16 protein-coding genes and 1 pseudogene are annotated in these 22,304 nt (G+C 33.3%); 9 read left to right on the forward strand and 8 right to left on the reverse strand.

Annotated elements, in window-relative coordinates; all coding sequences use genetic code 11:
- The 4 genes and pseudogenes from ACE3PD_RS04605 to ACE3PD_RS04620 all read left to right on the forward strand — a co-directional run.
- Positions 1-122: pseudogene (locus tag ACE3PD_RS04605) on the forward strand (IS982 family transposase); the annotation flags it as partial.
- A 21-nt stretch (positions 123-143) separates the two neighbouring features.
- Positions 144-1,496 (forward strand): hypothetical protein, encoded by a 1,353-nt coding sequence (locus ACE3PD_RS04610; RefSeq protein ID WP_374399973.1) that lies wholly within the window; start codon positions 144-146, stop codon positions 1,494-1,496.
- 21 nt (positions 1,497-1,517) lie between these two features.
- Complete coding sequence (locus ACE3PD_RS04615) at positions 1,518-2,372, forward strand: neutral zinc metallopeptidase (protein ID WP_374399975.1); 855 nt, start codon at positions 1,518-1,520, stop codon at positions 2,370-2,372.
- A 148-nt stretch (positions 2,373-2,520) separates the two neighbouring features.
- The gene (locus ACE3PD_RS04620; protein ID WP_374399977.1) at positions 2,521-3,876 is read left to right on the forward strand and encodes a hydroxymethylglutaryl-CoA synthase family protein; all 1,356 of its coding nucleotides are present in this window, start codon (positions 2,521-2,523) and stop codon (positions 3,874-3,876) included.
- A gap of 8 nt (positions 3,877-3,884) precedes the next feature.
- Here the strand turns inward: ACE3PD_RS04620 and ACE3PD_RS04625 are convergent, their stop codons facing one another.
- The 5 genes from ACE3PD_RS04625 to ACE3PD_RS04645 all read right to left on the reverse strand — a co-directional run bounded on the left by ACE3PD_RS04625 (position 3,885) and on the right by ACE3PD_RS04645 (position 11,023).
- Positions 3,885-5,420, reverse strand: coding sequence for a YifB family Mg chelatase-like AAA ATPase (locus ACE3PD_RS04625; RefSeq protein ID WP_374399979.1), 1,536 nt, complete (start codon positions 5,418-5,420; stop codon positions 3,885-3,887).
- 85 nt (positions 5,421-5,505) lie between these two features.
- Positions 5,506-7,512, reverse strand: a complete 2,007-nt coding sequence (locus tag ACE3PD_RS04630; RefSeq protein ID WP_374399981.1) for a cytochrome c biogenesis protein CcdA — start codon at positions 7,510-7,512, stop codon at positions 5,506-5,508.
- Positions 7,509-8,819, reverse strand: coding sequence for a tRNA lysidine(34) synthetase TilS (gene tilS, locus ACE3PD_RS04635; protein ID WP_374399983.1), 1,311 nt, complete (start codon positions 8,817-8,819; stop codon positions 7,509-7,511). The genes ACE3PD_RS04630 and tilS overlap by 4 nt, the downstream gene beginning before the upstream one ends.
- Before the next feature lie 16 nt (positions 8,820-8,835).
- Positions 8,836-9,732: a hypothetical protein gene (locus tag ACE3PD_RS04640; RefSeq protein ID WP_374399985.1), complete on the reverse strand. Its 897-nt coding sequence runs from the start codon at positions 9,730-9,732 to the stop codon at positions 8,836-8,838.
- Between the two features lie 7 nt (positions 9,733-9,739).
- Positions 9,740-11,023: an anthranilate synthase component I family protein gene (locus ACE3PD_RS04645; RefSeq protein ID WP_374399987.1), complete on the reverse strand. Its 1,284-nt coding sequence runs from the start codon at positions 11,021-11,023 to the stop codon at positions 9,740-9,742.
- Between the two features lie 184 nt (positions 11,024-11,207).
- Here ACE3PD_RS04645 and ACE3PD_RS04650 point away from each other — a divergent pair, with 184 nt between their 5' ends.
- Positions 11,208-12,104 carry a DUF4349 domain-containing protein gene (locus ACE3PD_RS04650; protein WP_374399989.1) on the forward strand — a complete coding sequence of 299 codons (897 nt, stop codon included), beginning with the start codon at positions 11,208-11,210 and terminating at the stop codon, positions 12,102-12,104.
- Between the two features lie 66 nt (positions 12,105-12,170).
- On the opposite strand, the gene ACE3PD_RS04655 is transcribed toward ACE3PD_RS04650, so the two are convergent.
- The 3 genes from ACE3PD_RS04655 to ACE3PD_RS04665 all read right to left on the reverse strand — a co-directional run bounded on the left by ACE3PD_RS04655 (position 12,171) and on the right by ACE3PD_RS04665 (position 14,615).
- Positions 12,171-12,635: a PEGA domain-containing protein gene (locus ACE3PD_RS04655; protein WP_374399991.1), complete on the reverse strand. Its 465-nt coding sequence runs from the start codon at positions 12,633-12,635 to the stop codon at positions 12,171-12,173.
- Positions 12,636-12,658: 23 nt separating this feature from the next.
- Positions 12,659-14,062 carry a dihydrolipoyl dehydrogenase gene (gene lpdA / locus ACE3PD_RS04660; RefSeq protein ID WP_374399993.1) on the reverse strand — a complete coding sequence of 468 codons (1,404 nt, stop codon included), beginning with the start codon at positions 14,060-14,062 and terminating at the stop codon, positions 12,659-12,661.
- A 97-nt stretch (positions 14,063-14,159) separates the two neighbouring features.
- Positions 14,160-14,615 carry an Lrp/AsnC family transcriptional regulator gene (locus ACE3PD_RS04665; RefSeq protein ID WP_374399996.1) on the reverse strand — a complete coding sequence of 152 codons (456 nt, stop codon included), beginning with the start codon at positions 14,613-14,615 and terminating at the stop codon, positions 14,160-14,162.
- Between the two features lie 183 nt (positions 14,616-14,798).
- On the opposite strand from ACE3PD_RS04665, the gene ACE3PD_RS04670 reads away from it, so the two are divergent.
- From ACE3PD_RS04670 to katG, 4 genes are all read left to right on the forward strand, one after another.
- Complete coding sequence (locus ACE3PD_RS04670) at positions 14,799-16,001, forward strand: aminotransferase class I/II-fold pyridoxal phosphate-dependent enzyme (protein WP_374399998.1); 1,203 nt, start codon at positions 14,799-14,801, stop codon at positions 15,999-16,001.
- A 103-nt stretch (positions 16,002-16,104) separates the two neighbouring features.
- On the forward strand, positions 16,105-18,276 hold the full coding sequence (locus ACE3PD_RS04675; protein WP_374400000.1) for a DPP IV N-terminal domain-containing protein: 2,172 nt from the start codon (positions 16,105-16,107) through the stop codon (positions 18,274-18,276).
- A 109-nt stretch (positions 18,277-18,385) separates the two neighbouring features.
- On the forward strand, positions 18,386-19,855 hold the full coding sequence (gene nhaC / locus ACE3PD_RS04680) for a Na+/H+ antiporter NhaC (protein ID WP_374400003.1): 1,470 nt from the start codon (positions 18,386-18,388) through the stop codon (positions 19,853-19,855).
- Positions 19,856-19,993: 138 nt separating this feature from the next.
- Positions 19,994-22,174, forward strand: a complete 2,181-nt coding sequence (gene katG / locus ACE3PD_RS04685; RefSeq protein ID WP_374400005.1) for a catalase/peroxidase HPI — start codon at positions 19,994-19,996, stop codon at positions 22,172-22,174.
- Positions 22,175-22,304 lie beyond the last annotated feature (130 nt).

A 22,304-nucleotide genomic window follows, 5' to 3' on the forward strand; every position in this document is an offset into this window, starting at 1 on the left:
AATCTTTTGAAGGTTTTAAAACTAGAATTTTAGCAAAAATAACCTCTCTAACATTAGTGCAATATATCAATAAATTTATCTTTGACAGACCAATTAATAATATCAAAATTCAAATCATTTAATTTCACCCAACGGGTTAATCTATGAAAAATTTAATTCTTTCTCTAACATTAATTACAACTTGTTACTCCTATTCTCAAGAACACTTCAGTGGAATATCAACTTCTAAAAGAGGCGGTTTATTGAATGCGAATAACAATCCAGCCGAATTAGTTAATATGAACACTAAATATGAAGCTAACCTCTTCAATTTTTCACTAGGTATGGCTAATAATAAACTAACTTTTAGTGATTTAGTAAGCGGAGATAACTTAGAAGATAAAATTTTTGAAGGAGATGAAGCGGTTAATTTAAGATTAGATGCTCAAATTTTAGGTCCTTCTTTTGCATTCAAATATAAAAAATGGGGATTTGGAATTACTTCACTTGCTAATGTTAAAGCCAATGTTATAAACTTAGATTCTAAATTAGGTGATGCAATTCAGAATGGAGAGTTAAGTAATATTTTTTCTCAAACCGTAATTTCATCAAACGACAATCAAAGATTAAATGCAACCACTTGGGGAGAAATCGATTTAACAATTGCTCGAAATTTAATCGATCTTCCAAAACACAAACTTAATGTTGGTACTAATTTACGCTTATTATTTCCTGGAGCTTACGCCAACTTTTCTGCAGATAATTTAAATGGAACAATTGTAAATAATTTTGGTGATATTTCACTTGTTGATGCTACAGCTAACATTAATATCGCTTACGCTGGAGTTTTAGCAAACGATTACAACGACCAAGGAAATTATAACGAATTTTTCTCACAAGGTATTAACGGATTTGCAACGGATATTGCTGTAAATTACCGATGGAAAGATGAAAATGATGCAAACAGTTACCGATTAAACACAGGACTTTCAATCAAAAATATAGGCTCAATGACTTTTAAATCGGATAACAACTTAAGTAAAAACTATATTTTAAATGTTGATAATTTAGAAAGTTTAGATTTGAATCAATTTGAAAATGTTGAAAGTTTATCAGAAATTGAAGCAATCTTAAATGATCCTGCAAACGCAGCTTATTTTCAATCGACTTCAAGTACTGCTGACTATACAGTGAAATTACCAACCGTAATTAATGCCTATGCCGATGTTCGTTTAACTAAAAAATGGTTTGTAACAGGAAGCATCAATCAAAAAGTTAGCGATGATAGCAAAAGTGATTTTATCACAACGCAAAATTCATATACTTTAATTCCAAGATTTTCAGCAAAATGGTTTGAAGCTTATGCTCCATTAGCATCTAATGAAATTTCAGGCTTCACCAGTGGAATCGGATTCAGATTATCAGGATTTTTCATTGGTTCAAACAGTGTTTTTACAGCTTTAGCCGATAGCGGAAAACAAGCCGATTTATATTTAGGAGTTCGTTTCGGATTTTAATAATTTTTAAAAATATTTCACATGAAATGGAAAGGCAGACGTCAAAGTGACAACGTAGAAGATAGAAGAGGAATGTCAGGCGGAGGAAAAGTAGTTGCTGGTGGAGGTGCCATTGCAATTGTCTTTTTTCTTGTAAAAATGTTTTTTCCAGAAGCAGCACCGTTTGTCGATACCATTCAGCAAAGCCAAGGTGCACAACAAACAGAACAAGTAGAACAAAGAGAACTTACCCCAGAAGAAAAAGAAATGGGCGAATTCGTTTCAACTGTTTTAGCTGATACCGAAGATATTTGGACTAAAATATTTGAAGAAAATAATTTGGGAACTTACGAACAGCCTAAAATGGTTTTATTTACTGGTTCTGTTGAAACCGCTTGTGGTGGTGCAAGTTCAGCTTCTGGACCTTTTTATTGTCCTGGCGATCATAAAGTATATATGGATTTAGCTTTCTTTGAAGAACTTCGCACTCGTTTTGGAGCGAAAGGTGGTGATTTTGCCATCGCATATGTAATTGCTCATGAAGTAGGTCACCATGTTCAAACTCTACTTGGAACTTCTAGGAAAGTAAGACAATTACAACAAGGAAAAAGCGAAGCCGAAGCCAATAAATTATCTGTTTGCTTAGAATTACAGGCCGATTTTTATGGCGGTTTATGGGCACATTACAATCAGAAATATTTAGAAGAAGGTGATATTGACGAAGCTTTAAGTGCTGCTCACGCCGTAGGTGATGATGCTATTCAAAGCAAAATGCAAGGTCATGTTGTACCTGATTCATTTACTCATGGTTCATCTGAACAACGTATGAAATGGTTCATGAGAGGTTTTAAATCGGGTGATATCAACCAAGGTGATACCTTTTCTGAAGAATTATAATTTTAATTACCTATTTTTTTAAATTAGATAAAAAATAGATATTGATTTTAGATAATTCGTAAAACGAAAAATACAATCGAATTTTTAAGGTATGTTCAAGCAGTTTTTGAACATACCTTTTCTATTTTTGGAAAAATAAAATTATAAAATGAAAGTAGGAATCGACGCGATACAATTTGAAATCCCAAAAATTTACTTACCCATTTCAACCTTGGCGCATCACAGAAATATTGAAGCTGATAAATTAATAAAAGGACTTGGTTTACATAAAATGAGTTTTTTGGATGTGAATCAAGATATTGTAACTCTAGGTGCAAATGCTTTATTAAAACTTATTGAACAAGAAAATATCAACCTTTCTGAGATTTCTAAAATTTATGTTGGAACAGAAAGCGGTGTGGATAACTCAAAACCTATTGCTTCTTATATTCTAAATTTAATTGAACAAAAGCTAGGTGCAAAAGTACTTCAAAACTGTGATGTTGTTGATTTAACTTTCGCTTGTATTGGTGCTGTTGATGCTTTACAAACTTGTACCGACTACATTAGATTACATCCAAATAAAAAAGCCATTGTAATTGCTACTGACAACGCCAAATATGATTTAAACTCTACAGGTGAATATACTCAAGGAGCTGGTGCAATTGCGATGCTTATAACGGCAAATCCTAAAATTGTAGCTTTCTCAAATGAAACGGGTGTTTCTACCGAAGGTGTTTTTGATTTTTTTAAACCAAAACAAACCATCAATAAAAATGCAATTACAGGAAATGAAGCAAATGAAAATTGGTTTGATATTTTAGAATCAGAAGTTACCATAATCAAAGAACAACCAGTTTTTGATGGACAATATTCCAATCAATGTTATATCAATCGAATTACTGCTGCTTATGAAAACTATAAAAAAGAAAGCAATCAAACTGATGTAATTTTCAATAATTGGAATTTAATTTTAATGCACCTTCCCTACTGTTTTCAAGGTAGAAGAACCTTTATCGAAATTTTTGCTAATGAAAATCCCAATTTGTTAAACCAACAAGAAGGAGAAACAGTAAAAGATAAAATAAGAGCATTGTCAAAATCACCAGAATATTTGGCACTAGTAAATTCAAAAATATATCCATCAGAAATTGCTTCAGGTTCTGTAGGCAATATTTATACTGGTTCTATTTTTCTAGGTTTACTTTCGGCTTTGTATTATTCGGCAACAGAAAATGCTGATTTAGTTTCTAAAAAAATAGGATTCATTGCTTATGGAAGCGGTTCAAAATCAAAAGTTTTTGAAGGCGAAATTCAAGCACATTGGAAAGAAACCATATTAAAAACTAACTTAGCCGAACAAATTGAACATAGAGTTCCAATCGATTTTGAGATGTATGAAAAATTACATAAAAAAGAACTAAAAACTCCTGTTTTAGAACCTAAAAACGAATTCATCTTGGATTATATTGAAAATAATAATCCTGTTTTAAAAGGCGCTCGTTATTATAAATTTGTAGAATAAGGTTGGTTTTATCCCAACCAACCTTCTCTATCTAAACTTCTATACTGAATTGCTTCTGCAATATGGTGTGACTGAATACTTTCAGAAGTTTCTAAATCGGCAATTGTTCTCGCAACTTTTAATATTCTATCATAAGCTCTTGCCGATAAATTCAATCGTTCCATAGCCGTTTTAAGTAATTGTAACGAAACCTCATCCAAAATACAAAATTCACGTATGAGTTTACTACTCATTTGCGCGTTATAATGAATGTAATCGAGATTTTCAAAACGTACAGATTGAATAACTCTTGCTTTTGTAACACGTTTTCTAATTTCGGCACTACTCTCCGCTTTTCTTGTTTCGGTTAATTTTTCAAATGGAACTGGAGTAACTTCAATATGAATATCAATTCTATCTAAAAGTGGTCCCGATATTTTACTCAAATAACGTTGCATTTCCATTGGAGATGATGTAACAGGTGCATTTGGATCATTAAAATAACCGCCAGGACTTGGGTTCATACTTGCAACCAACATAAACGAAGAAGGATACGTTATGGTAAATTTGGCTCTTGAAATCGTTACTTCCCTATCTTCTAAAGGTTGTCGCATTACTTCTAAAACTTCTCGTTTAAATTCTGGCAATTCATCTAAAAATAAAACGCCGTTGTGAGCTAAAGAAATTTCACCTGGTTGTGGATAACTTCCACCACCAACTAAAGAAACCGAACTCGCAGTGTGATGAGGACTTCTAAAGGGACGTTGAGCCATCAAACCCACGTCTTTCGTCTTTCCTGCTACTGAGTGAATTTTGGTGGTTTCCAAAGCTTCACGCATCGTCATTGGTGGTAAAATACTTGGTAATCGCTTGGCTAACATGGTTTTTCCAGAACCTGGCGGACCAATTAAAATAATATTATGTCCACCAGCTGCCGCAATTTCCATACAACGTTTAATTCCTTCCTGACCTTTGACATCGGCAAAATCGTGTTCTGGAAAATTTAAGGTTTTTGAAAATTCTTCGGTTGTGTCAATTCTTGTGGGTTCTAAATTTCCTTTTCCTTCAAAAAACTCAATAACCTCTGTTACATTAGAAATTCCATAAACATCAATATTTTCAACGATTGCCGCTTCTTTAACATTTTGAATGGGAATCATTATCCCTTTAAAACCTTCTTCTTTGGCTTTAATTGCAATAGATAATGCTCCTTTAATGGGTTGCAAAGTTCCATCAAGCGATAATTCGCCCATGATGATGTAATTTTCGATTTCTTTAGAGGTTATTTGGGAAGAAGCCGCTAAAATTCCAACTGCAATAGTTAAATCGTAAGCAGAACCTTCTTTTCGTAAATCGGCAGGCGCCATATTTACAATAATTTTTTTACCGGGAAATTGATAGGAATTGTTTTTAAGTGCTGCAGCAATACGAAAACTGCTTTCTTTTATGGCCGAATCGGGAAGACCAACTAAATGATAACCGATTCCTTTTTCTGTGTTTACTTCTACTGTGATTGTAGTGGCTTCTACGCCAAAAACGGCGCTTCCGAATACTTTTACTAACATGGCTTATACTATTTAAATGGCTTATATACATGCAAATATAGAAAAATTTTTGAAATAATCAAATCCCGATTGCTCGGGATTTGATTTATTTTTTGAATTTTGAAATACCTTCTTCTAACCATTTCTTATATTCTTCTGCATTCGGCGTGTAACCAATTTGCTGTGTGATATCATTTCCATCACTATCTAAAATAATGTAATAAGGTTGGGCATTATTTTTATAACGAGTAATTTGATAATCGCTCCATTTGTTTCCAATCGTTACAATTTCCTCACCTGTTTCCTTTGATACGTATTGCTCTTCTTTTGGTAATTCGCGTTTGTCATCGACATATAATGAAACCAAAACAACTTGATCTTTTAAAATGGATAAGATTTCTGGCTTCGACCAAACAAAATCTTCCATTTTTCTACAATTCACACAAGCGTGACCCGTGAAATCTAATAAAATTGGTTTTCCAACTTTCTTCGCATAAGCCAATCCGTCTTCGTAATCGTGAAAAGCTATGATTCCATGTGGACCCAAATGAGCGTTTTCTGGAAGTGCTATTGATGCTGTTGAATTTCCTCCTGAAGTACCTATTCCATTTGGACTTTCACTATAAGTCATTGGTGGTGGAAATCCTGAAATAATTTTTAATGGAGCACCCCATAATCCTGGAATTAGATAAATGGTAAAAATCGTAACGAAAATCGCCATAAACAATCTTCCAACAGATAAATGAGTTATAGGACTATCGTGTGGCAACGTTAATTTTCCGAAAAGATATGCTGCCCAAGTTCCAAAAATCGCAATCCATATTCCTATAAAAACTTCTCTTTCTAATAAATGAGCTTGCACTACTAAATCAGCATTCGATAAAAATTTAAATGCTAATGCTAACTCCAAAAATCCTAATGAAACTTTAACGGTATTTAACCAACCTCCTGATTTAGGTAACGAGTTCATCCAACCTGGGAACATCGCGAATAACATAAATGGTAATGCTAAAGCTGATGAGAATCCTAACATTCCAATAATTGGTGCTAAACCTCCTTTAGACGCAGCCTCTACTAATAATGTTCCAACAATTGGTCCTGTACAAGAAAAGGATACAATAGCTAAAGCCAATGCCATAAATAAGATTCCTACAAAACCACCTCTATCGGCTTGTTGGTCAACTTTATTTGCCCATGAATTAGGCAAAACAATTTCAAAGGCTCCTAAGAAAGATGCTGCGAAAAACACTAGTAAACCGAAGAAAATTAAGTTAAACCAAACGTTTGTTGATAATGCATTTAATGAATCTGCACCGAAAATTCCTGTTACTAATGAACCTAGAATCACATAAATCAAAATGATAGAAACTCCATATAAAATAGCATTTTTCTTTCCTTCTGCTTTTGTTTTACTCTGCTTCGTGAAGAAACTCACTGTCATAGGAATCATTGGAAAAACACACGGTGTTAACAATGCTGCAAATCCTCCAAAGAAAGCTAAAAAGAAAATTGACCACAACCCCTTTTCTTCTGTTTTTGGAGTTGTAGTTGCAGCAACTTCTTTTGTTGGTTTTTCTGTAACTGATGTCGCAACTGCTGTTGTATCAGAATTGACGGTTGTTGTATCTGTTGTAATTACATTTGTTGACGCTACATCTTCTACCTTAATTTCAGGTAATTTAAAAGTAAACGTAGCATCTTGCTGAATACATTGTTCTTTACAAACTTGGTATTCCACATAAACTTTTACTTCTTTTACTTTTGGATTGGTAACTTTTATGATTTGCTTGAACTGAGCCGTTTTTGCAAAATAATATTCGTCTACTTCAAAAATATCGTTATATACTTTTTTGTATGGACTTTCTTTGGTTTTCCCAACTAAATCGAAATTTCCTTTTGCGTTTTTGTAATCAAAAACCGTTGGAAGTGGTCCGTTTTCTGGAGTAAATTGCGAATACATGTGCCACTCGTTTTCAATGGTAGCATCCATAACCAATTCAAATTCAGTAGCTGATTTTTGAACTACTTTAGTTTTCCATTGGACCGGATTTAAAATTTGTGCATTTCCAAAAAATCCAAAAATTAAGGCGATTAAGACAAAATATTTTCTCATTCTTCTAATACGATTTTTATACTGTTATGTGTTGTTTCTTTACTTGTAAATCGGTTATCTGCTCGTTTTCCAATTACCCAAATAATTTGATCTTCCGAACATAATAACCACTGATTTTCTTTATCTAAAAGCGAATATTTTTCGTCTTTAAAATACTTGCTCAATTTCTTTTTTCCATTCATTCCTAATGGATAAAAATAATCTCCTTCTTGCCATTTTCGAATCGTTAATGGAAATTTGATCTTACTTTCATCTACAAATATACAATTGGAAACTGTTTCAAAAATGTTAACTCCTTTATAAAACCTAAGTTTTAAGGGAATATTAACTTTACTATCTAACGATTCGATAATAAAAACTTCCGATTTATCAATTGATTTTCTTTCTGTAAGGATTAATTTCTCTCGGTCTTTCAATAAAATATGAGTTTCAGAAAACACTTGTTTTCCTGATTGTGCTTCCACCAAATCATAAATATCATTCCAAGCCGAAAATCCGTAATCTTTCAGCCATTGGTACAAATACGCTTTGTAATTTTTAAATTGAAGCAAAGAATTCAAATGAATTTCTAATTGATTTTCTTTTACTTCAACCACTTTTTCATAAACCAATTCAGAAGCGTCTTCAACTAAGCTTTCTGCTTGTTGCAAATGATGTAAAGTATTTTGAAACGAATCTAAAAATCCTGTATTCAATTCTTTTAAAATGGGAACAATATTGTGACGTAATTTATTTCTAAAATACTTGTCTGAAGCATTACTCAAATCTTCTCGCCATTGAATTTTATTTTCATTGGCATAATTTTCAATTTCTTCTCTTGAAAACGGCAACAACGGACGAATAATGTTTCCATTTTGAGCTGGAATTCCCGTTAATCCTTCTAAACCTGTTCCTCTAGTAAAATTAATTAAAAACGTTTCTACATTGTCATCCAAATGATGCGCGGTAACCAAATAATCCAATTGATTTTCCGATAAAAGTTCATGAAACCAATCATAACGCAGCTTTCGAGCAGCTAATTGAATGGAAAGTTTGTTTTCTTTAGCAAATTCGAGTGTGTCAAACGACTCAATAAAATAAGGAATATATCCCTCTTGACATATTTCTCTAACTAACAATTCATCTGCATCGCTCTCTTCTCCACGAAGTTGAAAATTGCAATGTACTATGCAAATATCAAACCTCAACTTGTAAAATAAATCCAATAAAACCATACTATCAACACCACCACTAACTGCTAAAAGCAATTTCTTGTCTTTTAGTTGGGCGAAATTTTGTTCGATATGATATTGGAATTTTGTTAGCATGACCAAAAATAAGGAATTAATTTTTCTCTAATACCCAATTTAGTAAATTCTCTTTATCTACAATAGCCCAAGAATGTGGATGTCTTGTGCCATCAGCTCTATAGCCTTTGTTTTTAGTGTTAATTAATTCGATTTTTTGGAAACCTTTAATTTTTAAATCATTATAAAGTTGTTCTATAAAATAAGAATTAATCTCATCTTTTTGGTTTTTCCGATTTTTTAACCACCAATCAAAATCAGGCTCAGTGTATAACCTGATTTTTAAATTTTTAAGATTTTCTACATTAGAAATAGTATTGGTTTCTAGAGTGTAAGGCGATAGTTTTTTATATAATGAAATGGAATCTTTTGGATTACCAAACTCAGAATTAAATTTATCTATTATCCAATTTGCTTCCTGAACAGATTCACTAGAAAAATTTGAAATAATATTTTTTTCAGCAACTTTATACAAACCCAATAAATCAATAGGCGAATCAACAATAAAAACTCCTTTTGGTTGAATTGAATTTTCTTCTTTAATCAAAGAATTACTTAGTAACAAAGTGACATTTCCACCACCTGAAAATCCACCAATATATACATTATCAGTACTCAATTTATTATTTTCAAAAATTGAATTAAAGTGTTTGGACAAATTTTGTAATTCACTATCTTTCAAATAAAGTTTAAAATTATAATTCATTAAAATAACAGAAACGCCTTTCTTATTAGCTTCTTCGATGATAGGAAATTCATTTTTTGTGTTTTCAATATCACAAGGAAAACAAGGAAACAATACCAAAGTAGCTTTTGAATTGGAAACTTTATAAATCTCGAATTCTTTATCAATTATATGATTTACTTCTGAAATAGAAGATTTACATGAAAATAGAATAGTAACAACAATTAAAACAAAGAATATTTTTTTCATAACTATTTTATTTTAAAACCTCAAACATTGCCTTTACCTTCAACAAACATTCTTCGTATTCCATTTCAGGAATAGCTTGAGAAATAATAGCACTTCCAACAGAAAAAGATAAATATTGATTTTTTGAATTGTACAAAATACTTCTAATGACCACATTGAAATCGAAATCGCCAGTTGGTGTAAAATAACCCACCGCTCCACTGTACAAACCGCGTTTTGTTTCTTCTAATTCTTCAATGATTTGCATAGCTGAAATTTTGGGTGCGCCAGTCATACTTCCCATAGGAAAAGTGGTTCTTAGAATTTCAATTGGTGAAGTCGTATTTTCTATTTCCGAAACAATAGTTGAAATCATTTGATGTACTTGCTTAAACGTATAAATCTGACACAATTCTTCCACTTGAACGCTTCCTTTTGTGGCGGTGTGCGATAAATCATTTCGAACTAAATCGACAATCATGATGTTTTCCGAACGCTCTTTTTCGTTTTGAGCTAAATCTGATTTTAATTGTTCGTCTTGTTTTACATCAAAACTTCTTCTTGCCGTGCCTTTTATAGGTTGGGAAATGACTTTTAAACCTTCTTTTCTCAAATAACGTTCTGGTGAAGCCGAAAGTAAATATTGGAAATTATTTTTGAAATACAATGCAAATGGTGGTTCCGAAATAGCATTCAACTTTTGATAAATTTCTAAAGGTTCAATTTCAGCATTTTCGGCAAAAAATTCCATACAGAAATTGGCTTCGTAAATGTCGCCACGATGAATGTGTTCGAGCATTTTTGAAACTTTGGAAAGGTAGTTTTCTTTTGAGATGCGTTGTTGGATATTGATGGATGATGGATGATGGATGATGGATGCCATAGATAAAATTTCTTCGAAATCTGCTTCTATTTCGTCATCACACATTCGTAAATAATGAATTTCAACCTGATTTTCTTTAATCAAAAACAACTTTTTAGGTTGAAAGAAAAACAAATCTGGGAAATCTAATCCATCGAAATTGTTGGAATGTAAAGCTTCGGTATCGTTTTTCAAATCGTAGGATAAGTAACCAAACAACCAATCTTTCGTTTGACTTTGGTACTGATACAAATCTTGAAACGCATTTTCGTAATCGGTTTTAATCGAAGTAAAAGCATCCACAGCTAAAACTGCATCATAACTCGAATACTTTTGATGATACTGATTCGAATCTAAAAAAACGACTTCTCTGTGTTGGTTGGCCCAATGTAAAAGTTGGTTTTTAAAATCGGAAAAGGGCGAAATATCTTTTGTAATTACTGTTCTCAAATTGGAAAATTTACTTCGTAAAAGTACAACAAAAAAATAGTTGTTGGAAAATGGTTCAAATGTTAAAATTTGGCACGGTTTTTATTCTTGCCTCAACAACTAACCCGTTAAAAATTCATTTTTATTGATTCTAAAACTACACGTATTAAAAACAATTAATCAATAACTTTAAAAATGAATTTTTATGAACAAAAACACCAAAATCGTATTGACTATGCTTGCACTTGGTATGGTCTTATCTTGCAAAGAATCTGCAGAAAGCAGAGAAGAAGCTTTAAATTACTCTTTAGCTGAATCGGCAGACAGCACTAGTGTAATTTCTTCATCAGCAGCTGTTGAAAATAAAAACAGCAATCGGAAATTTGTTCGAACGGCTGATGTAAAATTTAAAGTCAAGAATGTCGCCAAATCGACTTATGCGATTGAAGATGCAACTACGAAATTTGGTGGATTTGTAACCTATACCAATCTTCAAAGCAACATTCACAGCGAAGACCGAACCAAAGTGAGTCAGGATAGCACTTTAGTGACTACAAAATATAAAGTGGATAACAACATCACGATTCGTGTCCCGAATACGAAAATGGATACAGTGATTAAAACCATTGCGAAACAAATTCACTTTTTAGATTATCGCATCATTAAAGCAGATGATGTTTCCTTACAAATGTTATCCAATGAATTAGCACAAAAAAGAAGTAATTCATCTGAAAAACGTTTGGCAAATGCCATTGATTCGAAAGGAAAGAAATTAAATCAAGTTGTAAAAGCAGAAGAAACATTAGATGCAAAAAAAGAACAAAATGACGCTTCAAAATTGCAGAATTTATCATTACAAGACCAAGTGAATTTTAGCACTTTAACGCTAAACATTTACCAAGATGAAAGCATTAAGCAAGAAATGGTTGCCAATGAAAAAAGCATCAACGCTTACCGACCAAATATTGGATTACAAATTTGGGATAGTGTAAAAACGGGTTGGTTTATTTTGGAACACATTATTTCGTTTATTGTGGTACTTTGGCCTTTTGCTTTAATTGGGTTTTTAGGATTTTTGGGATATAAAAAGTTTTTTAAATAATTTATTAAAATAAAAACCCAAATTTCAAATGAAATTTGGGTTTGATTTTATATGCTTTTTGTTATATTATTTTTGTTCTATGGTTCCGATTTTTTCCCAATTTTCATCAGCTACCAAAACGACTCCAATATAAGTATCATTTTTCTTATTCATAACAACTCCATTAGCTAATTGAGCGTTAATTTGTTCTGGAGTTAATCTATACATTGCACCTGAACTAGCATCGATAATTAATCCGATAATACCACCAAAAACGATATTACCCCATACCCAACCATTAGTTTTTCTAGTTAAAGTCATTTCATAAGGCTTGTATCCTTGTAATTCAATTTTAACTTTTTGATTTTTCTTAATTCTTTCTAATTTAGTCGTAACTGGAGTTACTCCCAAATTAGCACCATCAACCCACACAATAGCTCCAGCAGGTGTAGAATTGAATTCAATTTTTTGTTGGCTTCCAGAAACAATTGATGCACAACTTGGTAATAATAATGAGATTGCTAAGGCAGAGATAAAAAAAGTTTTTTTCATAAAAATATAAATTGAATAATTAATTACACGTGTAATGCTCTGTTATCAGTTGCTGCTAATGCTGCTTCTTTGATAGCTTCTGCAAACGTTGGGTGTGCGTGAGACATTCTTGAAATATCTTCTGCGCTTGCTCTGAATTCCATAGCGGTTACTGCTTCAGCAATTAAATCAGCACATCTTGCACCAATCATGTGAACGCCTAAAACTTCATCTGTTTTAGCATCTGCTAAGATTTTTACAAATCCGTCAGTGTCTCCTCCTGCTCTAGCTCTTCCTAATGCTTTGAATGGGAAACTTCCTGCTTTGTAAGCTACACCTTCTGCTTTTAATTGCTCTTCTGTTTTTCCAACAGCTGCAACTTCTGGCCAAGTATAAACAACTCCAGGAATTAAATTATAATCAATATGAGGTTTTTGACCTGCTAAGATTTCGGCAACTAAAACACCTTCTTCTTCCGCTTTATGTGCTAACATGGCTCCACGAACTACGTCACCAATTGCATAAATATTTGAAGCCGAAGTTTGTAAATGATCGTTTACTTCGATTTGACCTCTTTCGGTAACTTTTACTCCTGCTTTTTCAGCGTTTAATCCATCTGTATAAGGACGACGACCTACAGAAACTAATGAATAATCGCCTTCTAACGTGATGATTTCTCCTTTAGCATTTTCTGCTTTTACCGTTACAACATCTCCAGCTCTTTCAACCGATTGCACTTTGTGAGACGTGTAGAATTTCATTCCTTGTTTTTTCAATACTTTAGTCAATTCTTTAGATAAAGCAGCGTCCATTCCTGGGATGATTCTATCCATGAACTCTACTACAGAAACTTGCGCTCCCAAACGTAAATACACTTGACCTAACTCAATTCCTATAACTCCTCCACCAATGATTACTAAGTGCTTTGGAACTTCTGGTAATTTTAAAGCTTCAGTAGAAGTGATGATTCTCTCTTTATCTAATTTGATAAATGGTAAATTGGATGGTTTAGAACCTGTAGCAATAATAATATTTTTAGATTCGATGATTTCCGAAGAACCATCTTCTTTGGTCACTTTTACAGAAGTAGCGCTTTCAAACGAACCTACTCCGTTGAAAACAGTAATGTTGTTTTTATCCATTAAGAATTTTACACCATCAGAAGTTTGATCCACAACTGCTTGTTTACGAGCAATCATTTTTTCAAGATTCACTTTTACATCTCCCGAAACTTCAATTCCGTGATCAGCAAAGTGTTGTAACTCTTCGTAATGATGCGAAGATTCTAATAATGCTTTTGATGGAATACATCCCACATTTAAACACGTTCCTCCAAGAGTTGAATATTTTTCAATAATAGCTGTTTTAAAACCTAATTGGGCACAACGGATAGCCGCAACATATCCTCCAGGGCCAGAACCAATAATGGTTACATCAAATTGACTCATGATTGTATATAAAGTTTGTTGTTCGACTTAAATTCGAAAACAAAAGTAAGGCTTTTTAAATTAATTCCTTGTTAATTTTTTGGTAAATTATTATAGCTTAGTTTAAAGTAAAAGCTGTTGTATATTTTACTTCTCCAATCATAAAAGAACTATGTGTACTTCCGATATGCTGCAAACCAGTAAGTTTTGTAACCATGAACTCACGATATTCTTCCATGTCTTTTACGTTTACTTTCAAAATATAATCATAATCACCACTTACGTGATAGCATTCTGAAACTTCGGTTAATTTGACTACTTCGTTTTCAAAAGTGGTAATAAAATCTTTTGTGTGTTGGTTTAGCTTAATATGGCAAAAAACCACGAAGGATTTGTCTAATTTAACTCGGTCTAAAAGCGCTACGTATTTGGTAATAACTCCTTCACGCTCTAATTTTTTAATACGTTCGTAAACAGCAGTTACGGAAAGATTTAATAATAAGGAAAGCTCCTTAGTTGTCCTTTTAGTGTCTTCTTGTAGAAAACCTAAAAGTTTTTTGTCGATTACGTCCATTGGTTAGTTGTGTTGTTTGTTTTTTAGTTGTCAGCAAATGTAACTAAAACGAATAAATAACAGAAATAAAAACTATAACTTTAACTAAATTTAGAATGAAAATCTAATTTTAATTTCTAGTATTGAATAATAATTTACCAAATTATATTTTTGATTTAAAATAAACAACTAAACTTTAAAATTATGGAAAAATTTAATCCGGCAGATCGTATACAAGATTTACAATATTTCGGAGAATTTGGTGGTGTAAATCCATCGATTTCAGATAGTTCAACATACACATTTCTTTCAGCAAAAACCATGTTTGATACCTTTGAAGGTAATGCTGAAGGTTGTTATTTATATTCACGTCACTCATCTCCAAGTAATTTATATTTAGACAAAGCACTAGCTGCAATGGAAGGAACAGAATCGGCTAATGTGGCAGCTTCTGGAATGGGCGCTATCACTCCTACTCTTTTGCAATTGTGTGGAAATGGCGACCATATTGTTTCAAGTAGAACCATTTACGGTGGAACTTACGCCTTTTTAAAGAATTTCGTTCCAAGAATGGGCATCAAAACTACATTTGTAGATATTACAAAATTAGACGTAGTTGAAGCAGCTATTACTCCAAATACAAAAGTTTTATACTGCGAAACCGTTAGTAATCCTTTACTAGAAGTGGCTGATATTGCTTCATTGGCTAAAATTGCTAAAAAACATAATATCAAATTAGTAGTTGACAATACATTCTCACCTTTATCTGTTGCTCCTGCGAAATTAGGTGCTGATATCGTGATTCACTCGTTAACAAAATACATCAACGGAAGTAGTGATACAGTTGGTGGTGTGGTTTGTGCGTCTCAAGAATTCATCAATAGCTTAAAAAATGTAAACGACGGTGCAAGTATGCTTTTAGGTCCAACAATGGATAGTTTACGTTCGGCTTCTGTGATGAAAAACTTAAGAACGTTACACATCAGAATGAAACAACACAGCCACAACGCAATGTATTTGGCTAACAAATTTGAAGCAGACGGAATTAAAACGGTTTATCCAGGTTTAGCAAGTCACCCAAGTCATGAAATTTACAAAACCATGATTAATCCAGAATATGGTTTTGGAGGAATGATGACGATTGACGTAGGAAGTTTAGACAAAGCCAATGCTTTAATGGAGTTAATGCAAGAAAGAAACTTAGGATATTTAGCCGTAAGTTTAGGATTCTACAAAACGTTATTCAGTGCTCCTGGAACTTCAACTTCATCAGAAATTCCATTAGAAGAACAAGCTGAAATGGGCTTAACCGATGGTTTAATTCGTTTTTCAATTGGTTTAGATAACGATATCGAAAGAACGTACCAAATGATGAGACAATGTATGGTAGAATTAGGAGTTTTATAATTCTAGCAAAATAATTTCAATAGAATCCGATTTAGCAATGAATCGGATTTTTTTGTAACAAATACGTAACTTTGAACTCTAATACACAATTAATTTACTTGTAATGAAAAAATATCTTTTAAGTTTTCTATTGGTTGGAAGTTTTGCCGTTGCGCAAAATTTAACCATTGAAGAAACCGTTTTAGGACCAAGAAAATATGCTCCAACAACACAAACTACCCAACAATGGCGTAAAGATTCCAAATCCATCACGTATTTAAGCACTGACTTTTCATCTTTAATCGAAAAAAGCGCTGCAAACGGTTGGACAGCTTCCACTTTAGCTACAAAAACAGAATTTGAAACTGCTTTGAAATCAAAAATCTCAAATGATGAATTTACCCTTAGAACGTTCCCATTTTCAATTAATTGGAAAACCGTAAATACATTTGAAACGGAAGTTGCGGGTAAGAAAAATAATTATAAAGTAACGTATGACGTAGTTTCAAAACAAATTACTTCTGTAATTAGCTATGCAATTGAAGGTACTCAGGCAAAATTCGCTTCTAATAATAATGTAGCTTGGCTAGAAGAAAACAATATCCGAATTACAACTCCTTCTGGACAAGTTATTGAAGTTACCAACGATGAAAACAAATCAATCGTAAACGGTTCTGATTATGTACACCGTCAAGAATTTGGTATAGACAGAGGAATGTGGTGGAACGAAAAAGGAACGCAATTAGCCTATTATCGTAAAGATGAAACTATGGTAGCTAATTATCCGCTTACCAACTGGAATGAGCGCGAAGCAACCAACAAAGACATTAAATATCCAATGGCTGGAATGACTAGCGAGAATGTCACTTTGGTAATTTACGATGTAGCTTCTGCTAAAAAAGTAACGATTCAAACAGGAGAACCAAAAGATCAATATTTAACTATGGTGTCTTGGGAACCAACAGGAAAACACATTTTTATTGGTATTTTGAATCGTGAACAAAATCATTTAAAATTCAATAAATATGATGTTGCAACAGGAGCTTTCGTGAAGACATTATTTGAAGAAAAAGCTGCTACTTGGGTAGAACCACAACATGCGTTAACTTTTATTCCAAACAATCCTTCGCAGTTTATTTACCAAACCGATTTCTATGGTTTCAACCAAATGTATTTGTACAATACCGATGGGAAACTATTGAAAAACTTAGGTTTTAAAGATGTGGTTGTTAAAGACATGCTTGGCTTTGATGCTACCAACACAAAAATAAACTACATCGGAACAACAAATAATGGATTAGACCGTCAATTGTTTCAAGTTGATTTAAAATCAGGAAAAACGATTCAATTAACTACTGTTCCTGGAACTCACACAGCTTCTGTTTCTTCTGACGGAACTATGATTTTAGATCAATACAGCAATTTAACTACTCCAAACGAAATTTCGATTTTAAACATCAAAAATAAAAAAGCGAATACTTCTTTAGTAAAAGCCGAAAATCCTTTCACAGGAAAAATTGATTTACCTAAAATTGAATTCGTAACCTTAACTTCACCTGATGGAAAAACGCCATTAAACGGAAGATTAATTTATCCAGGTAACTTTGATGCTACTAAAAAATATCCAGTAATGGTTTATGTTTACGGAGGTTCTCACGCGCAATTAGTAAACAACCGTTGGTTAGGTGGTGCTGGATTCTTTGATATTTACATGGCACAACAAGGATACGTAGTATTCACTTTAGATAATAGAGGAAGTGATTCTCGTGGTAAAAAATTCTGTGAGGTTACGCATAGAAATTTAGGCGTAAACGAAATGGCAGATCAAATGAAAGGAATTGAATTCTTAAAATCAAAATCTTTTGTTGATGCTGACAAAATTGGGGTTTTTGGTTGGAGTTATGGAGGTTTCATGACGACTTCATTAATGACGAATCATTCAGACGTATTTAAAGTTGGAGTTGCTGGTGGTCCAGTTATCGATTGGAAATACTACGAAATCATGTACGGAGAACGTTATATGGATACACCACAAGAAAATCCAGAAGGTTATGAAAAAACGTCTTTATTAAACAAAGCGAAAGATTTAAAAGGAAGATTATTAGTTATTCACGGAGCACAAGACCCTGTGGTAGTTCAACAACACAGTATGAATTTTATTGAAGCTTGCATTAAAGTAGGAAAACAAGTAGATTATTTCTTATATCCAAACCACGAACACAACGTAGGTGGAAGAGATAGAATTCACATGTATGCAAAAATTGCAGATTACTTTGATTTACACTTGAAAAAATAAATTTTCACAAAATAAAAAGCGAATCCGTTGAATTATCAGCGGATTTCTTTTTTAAGAAGTTTTCAAAATAAAAAGCATTTTTCTATATTGCAACCTCAAACAAAACTAAATGGATACTAAAATCATAAAAAACAGAGAGTTAAAACTTTGGGAAGCCTTAATTCCCGTTTTCGCTCTAATTGGAATGCTTGCTTACAATGTACTTTTTGCCTATAACGGACCCGATGATAATGCTTTAGGAGGAAGTAATCAGTTTATTTTACTTTTAGGAGGTGCAGTTGCTGCAATAATGGGATATTTCACAAAAGTACCATTCCATAAAATGTTAGATGAAGTGGCAAACAATATCAAATCTACTGCTGGAGCTATCCTAATTTTATTAATGGTAGGTGCATTAGCAGGAACTTGGATGGTAAGCGGCATCATTCCTTCGATGATTTATTATGGTTTACAAATCTTGAGTCCGGCTGTATTTTTACCAGCTACTTTGATTATTTGTTCGGTAATTTCAATTGCAACAGGTAGTTCTTGGACCACTTCTGCTACTGTGGGTATCGCTTTAATCGGAATTGGAGGTGCCTTAGGATTTGATTTAGGAATGGTTGCTGGTGCTGTAATTTCTGGAGCTTATTTTGGTGATAAATTATCTCCAATGTCAGACACAACAAACCTTGCTCCTGCCATGGCAGGAACTGATTTGTTTACGCATATCAAATACATGACATTCACGACAATTCCTACCTATGTTATCACATTATTGTTGTTCATTATATTAGGACTTTCAGTTGAAGTAACAGGAGATGCGAATACAGATGATTTATTAAATTCAATAACAACAAGCTTTAATGTAACACCATGGTTATTTTTAGTTCCTGTAATTGTAATTGGATTAATTGTTAAAAAAACAGAACCATTAGTAGCTCTATTAGTTGGAACTTTATTAGCAGGAATATTTGCAATTATTTTCCAACCTGAAGTTGTGAACGGAATCACAGGAGCTAACAGCATGACTTTTAAATCAGCTTATAAAGGAGTTATGGAAGCTATTACATCAAAAGTAGTAGTTCCAACAGAAAATAAAACTTTAATTGATTTATTTACTTCGGGTGGAATGGCTAAAATGTTACCCACTATTTGGCTAATTATTTGCGCAATGGTTTTTGGAGGAATTATGGATGCCATTGGAGCTTTATCAAGAATTAGTGAATCCTTATTAAAATTAGCACATTCTACTTTTGGTTTATTCGCTTCAACTGTGGGAAGTTGTTTAGCATTAAACATCACAGCTTCTGACCAATATTTAGCGATTGTAGTTCCAGGTAAAATGTTTGCTAAAGCTTATAAAGATAAAGGTTTAGCTCCTGAAAACTTAAGTAGAACTCTAGAAGATACTGGTACAGTAACATCTGTTTTAGTACCTTGGAATACTTGTGGTGCTTATCAAGCAGGAACTCTTGGTGTACCTACATTAGATTATCTTCCTTTTGCTTTCTTTAACATTCTGAGTCCATTCATGACGTTAATTTTTGCAGCATTCAATATTAAAATTAGACAATTGATTAATACTATTAAAGAATAACTTTATTATAATTTTAATTTATACTTAAATAAAATTTAACCATTACTTTAACAAGGTAGTGGTTTTTTTATTCGTAAATTAGCAAGTGTAAAAAATTATAAAACAAACACTTACAATCATAAATTAAAATTATAGCATATGGAAAACTCAAACGACATTAGCAAATGCCCTTTTCATCAAAACCAAAAAGGATTAAGTGATGGTGTTAAAAATCACGATTGGTGGCCAAAATCATTAAACTTAGATATTTTGCACCAACATGATACCAAAACCAATCCATTAGGAGAAAATTTCAATTATGCAGAAGAATTCAAAAAACTGGATTTAGAAGCCTTGAAATCCGATTTAAAAAATTTAATGACTGATAGCCAAGACTGGTGGCCAGCTGATTGGGGACACTATGGTGGATTATTCATACGTATGGCATGGCACTCTGCTGGAACCTATAGAATTTCAGATGGCCGTGGTGGTTCTGGAACTGGTAATTTGAGGTTTGCTCCATTAAACAGTTGGCCTGATAATGGAAACTTAGACAAAGCCCGAAGATTATTATGGCCTATCAAAAAGAAATATGGAAACAAAATTTCTTGGGCCGACTTAATGATTTTAGCCGGAAATATGGCCTACGAATCGATGGGATTAAAAACTTTCGGATTTGCAGGTGGTCGTGAAGATATTTGGCATCCTGAAAAAGACATATATTGGGGAGCAGAAAGAGAATGGTTAGCTAAATCAGGTAGTAAAGGAACAAGATATTCTGGTGAACGAGATTTAGAAAATCCATTAGCAGCTGTAATGATGGGATTAATCTACGTAAACCCAGAAGGTGTTGATGGACAACCTGACCCATTAAAAACCGCTCATGACGTTCGTATCACTTTCCAAAGAATGGCGATGAACGACGAAGAAACCGTAGCTTTAACCGCTGGAGGTCACACAGTAGGAAAAGCTCACGGAAATGGCGATGCTTCTACATTAGGTCCAGAACCAGAAGCAGGACCAATTGAAAATCAAGGTTTTGGTTGGTTAAACCCAAAAGGTGGCGGTGCAAATGCTGTTACTAGTGGTTTAGAAGGTTCTTGGACAACGCATCCAACTCGTTGGGATAACGAATATTTCCACTTATTATTGAACTATGATTGGGAATTAAAGAAAAGTCCGGCTGGGGCTTGGCAATGGGAACCGATTAATATTAAGGAAGAAGATATGCCAATTGATGCTCATAATCCATCTGTAAGAAGAAATCCAATTATGACGGATGCTGATATGGCGATGAAAATGGATCCTGCCTACCGAGAAATTTCAGAGCGTTTTTACAAAGATCCAGCTTATTTTTCAGATGTTTTCGCCAGAGCTTGGTTCAAATTAACACACAGAGATTTAGGTCCAAAAAGTCGCTACTTAGGTGCTGATGCTCCAAAAGAAGATTTAATTTGGCAAGATCCTATTCCAACAGTTGATTATACTTTATCTGATGCCGAAATCGAAGAGTTAAAAGTAAAATTATTGAATTCAGGATTAACCAGAACCGAATTAATCAATACGGCTTGGGATAGTGCAAGAACTTTCAGAGGTTCCGATTTTAGAGGTGGTGCAAATGGAGCAAGAATCCGATTAGAACCGCAAAGAAATTGGGTTGCCAATGAACCTGAAAGATTACAAAAAGTATTGAATAAATTAGTGGAAATTCAGGCTAGTTTAGCTAAAAAAGTAAGTTTAGCCGATTTGATTGTTTTAGGAGGAAGTGCCGCAATCGAACAAGCTGCAAAAGAAGGCGGATTTAATGTTAAAGTTCCATTCCTAGCAGGAAGAGGTGACGCTTCACAAGAAATGACAGATGCAGAATCATTCGAAGTTTTAGAACCAACAAACGATGCGTTCAGAAACTTCATGAAAGCGAAATATGTAGTAGAACCAGAAGAATTAATGTTGGACAAAGCGCAACTTTTAGGATTAACGGCTTCAGAAATGACAGCTTTAATTGGAGGAATGCGTGTTTTAGGAACAAACTTTGGAGGAACCAAACATGGAGTATTCACTGATAAAGAAGGAGTTCTTACGAATGATTTCTTCGTGAACTTAACCGATATGAACTATTCTTGGAAACCTGTTGGAGATAATCTTTACAACATCGTAAACAGAAAAACAGGTGTTACCAAATGGACTGCTACAAGAGTAGATTTAATCTTCGGTTCAAATTCAATTCTTCGTGCTTATGCTGAAGTGTATGCACAAGACGATAACAAAGAGAAATTCGTGAATGATTTCATTAACGTTTGGACAAAAGTAATGAACGCTGACCGATTTGATTTGAAATAATTGCAATATAAAACTCACTAAAACCACCTAATTTCAGGTGGTTTTTTTATTTTATTGCTTTAAATTTTGATGGAAAAATCTTCCATAATTTTTATCTATCACAATATCTAAAAATATAATAAATATCATG

Source organism: Flavobacterium sp. (assembly GCF_041911335.1).
GTDB lineage: Bacteria > Bacteroidota > Bacteroidia > Flavobacteriales > Flavobacteriaceae > Flavobacterium.

Coding starts and splice junctions, on each gene's coding strand:
- ACE3PD_RS04640 (WP_374399985.1), bottom strand. CDS start 9,732: ATGAAAAAAATATTCTTTGTTTTAATTGTTGTTACTATTCTATTTTCA.
- ACE3PD_RS04665 (WP_374399996.1), bottom strand. CDS start 14,615: ATGGACGTAATCGACAAAAAACTTTTAGGTTTTCTACAAGAAGACACT.
- ACE3PD_RS04675 (WP_374400000.1), top strand. CDS start 16,105: ATGAAAAAATATCTTTTAAGTTTTCTATTGGTTGGAAGTTTTGCCGTT.
- ACE3PD_RS04670 (WP_374399998.1), top strand. CDS start 14,799: ATGGAAAAATTTAATCCGGCAGATCGTATACAAGATTTACAATATTTC.
- katG (WP_374400005.1), top strand. CDS start 19,994: ATGGAAAACTCAAACGACATTAGCAAATGCCCTTTTCATCAAAACCAA.
- nhaC (WP_374400003.1), top strand. CDS start 18,386: ATGGATACTAAAATCATAAAAAACAGAGAGTTAAAACTTTGGGAAGCC.
- ACE3PD_RS04655 (WP_374399991.1), bottom strand. CDS start 12,635: ATGAAAAAAACTTTTTTTATCTCTGCCTTAGCAATCTCATTATTATTA.
- lpdA (WP_374399993.1), bottom strand. CDS start 14,062: ATGAGTCAATTTGATGTAACCATTATTGGTTCTGGCCCTGGAGGATAT.
- tilS (WP_374399983.1), bottom strand. CDS start 8,819: ATGCTAACAAAATTCCAATATCATATCGAACAAAATTTCGCCCAACTA.
- ACE3PD_RS04625 (WP_374399979.1), bottom strand. CDS start 5,420: ATGTTAGTAAAAGTATTCGGAAGCGCCGTTTTTGGCGTAGAAGCCACT.
- ACE3PD_RS04650 (WP_374399989.1), top strand. CDS start 11,208: ATGAACAAAAACACCAAAATCGTATTGACTATGCTTGCACTTGGTATG.
- ACE3PD_RS04620 (WP_374399977.1), top strand. CDS start 2,521: ATGAAAGTAGGAATCGACGCGATACAATTTGAAATCCCAAAAATTTAC.
- ACE3PD_RS04610 (WP_374399973.1), top strand. CDS start 144: ATGAAAAATTTAATTCTTTCTCTAACATTAATTACAACTTGTTACTCC.
- ACE3PD_RS04615 (WP_374399975.1), top strand. CDS start 1,518: ATGAAATGGAAAGGCAGACGTCAAAGTGACAACGTAGAAGATAGAAGA.
- ACE3PD_RS04630 (WP_374399981.1), bottom strand. CDS start 7,512: ATGAGAAAATATTTTGTCTTAATCGCCTTAATTTTTGGATTTTTTGGA.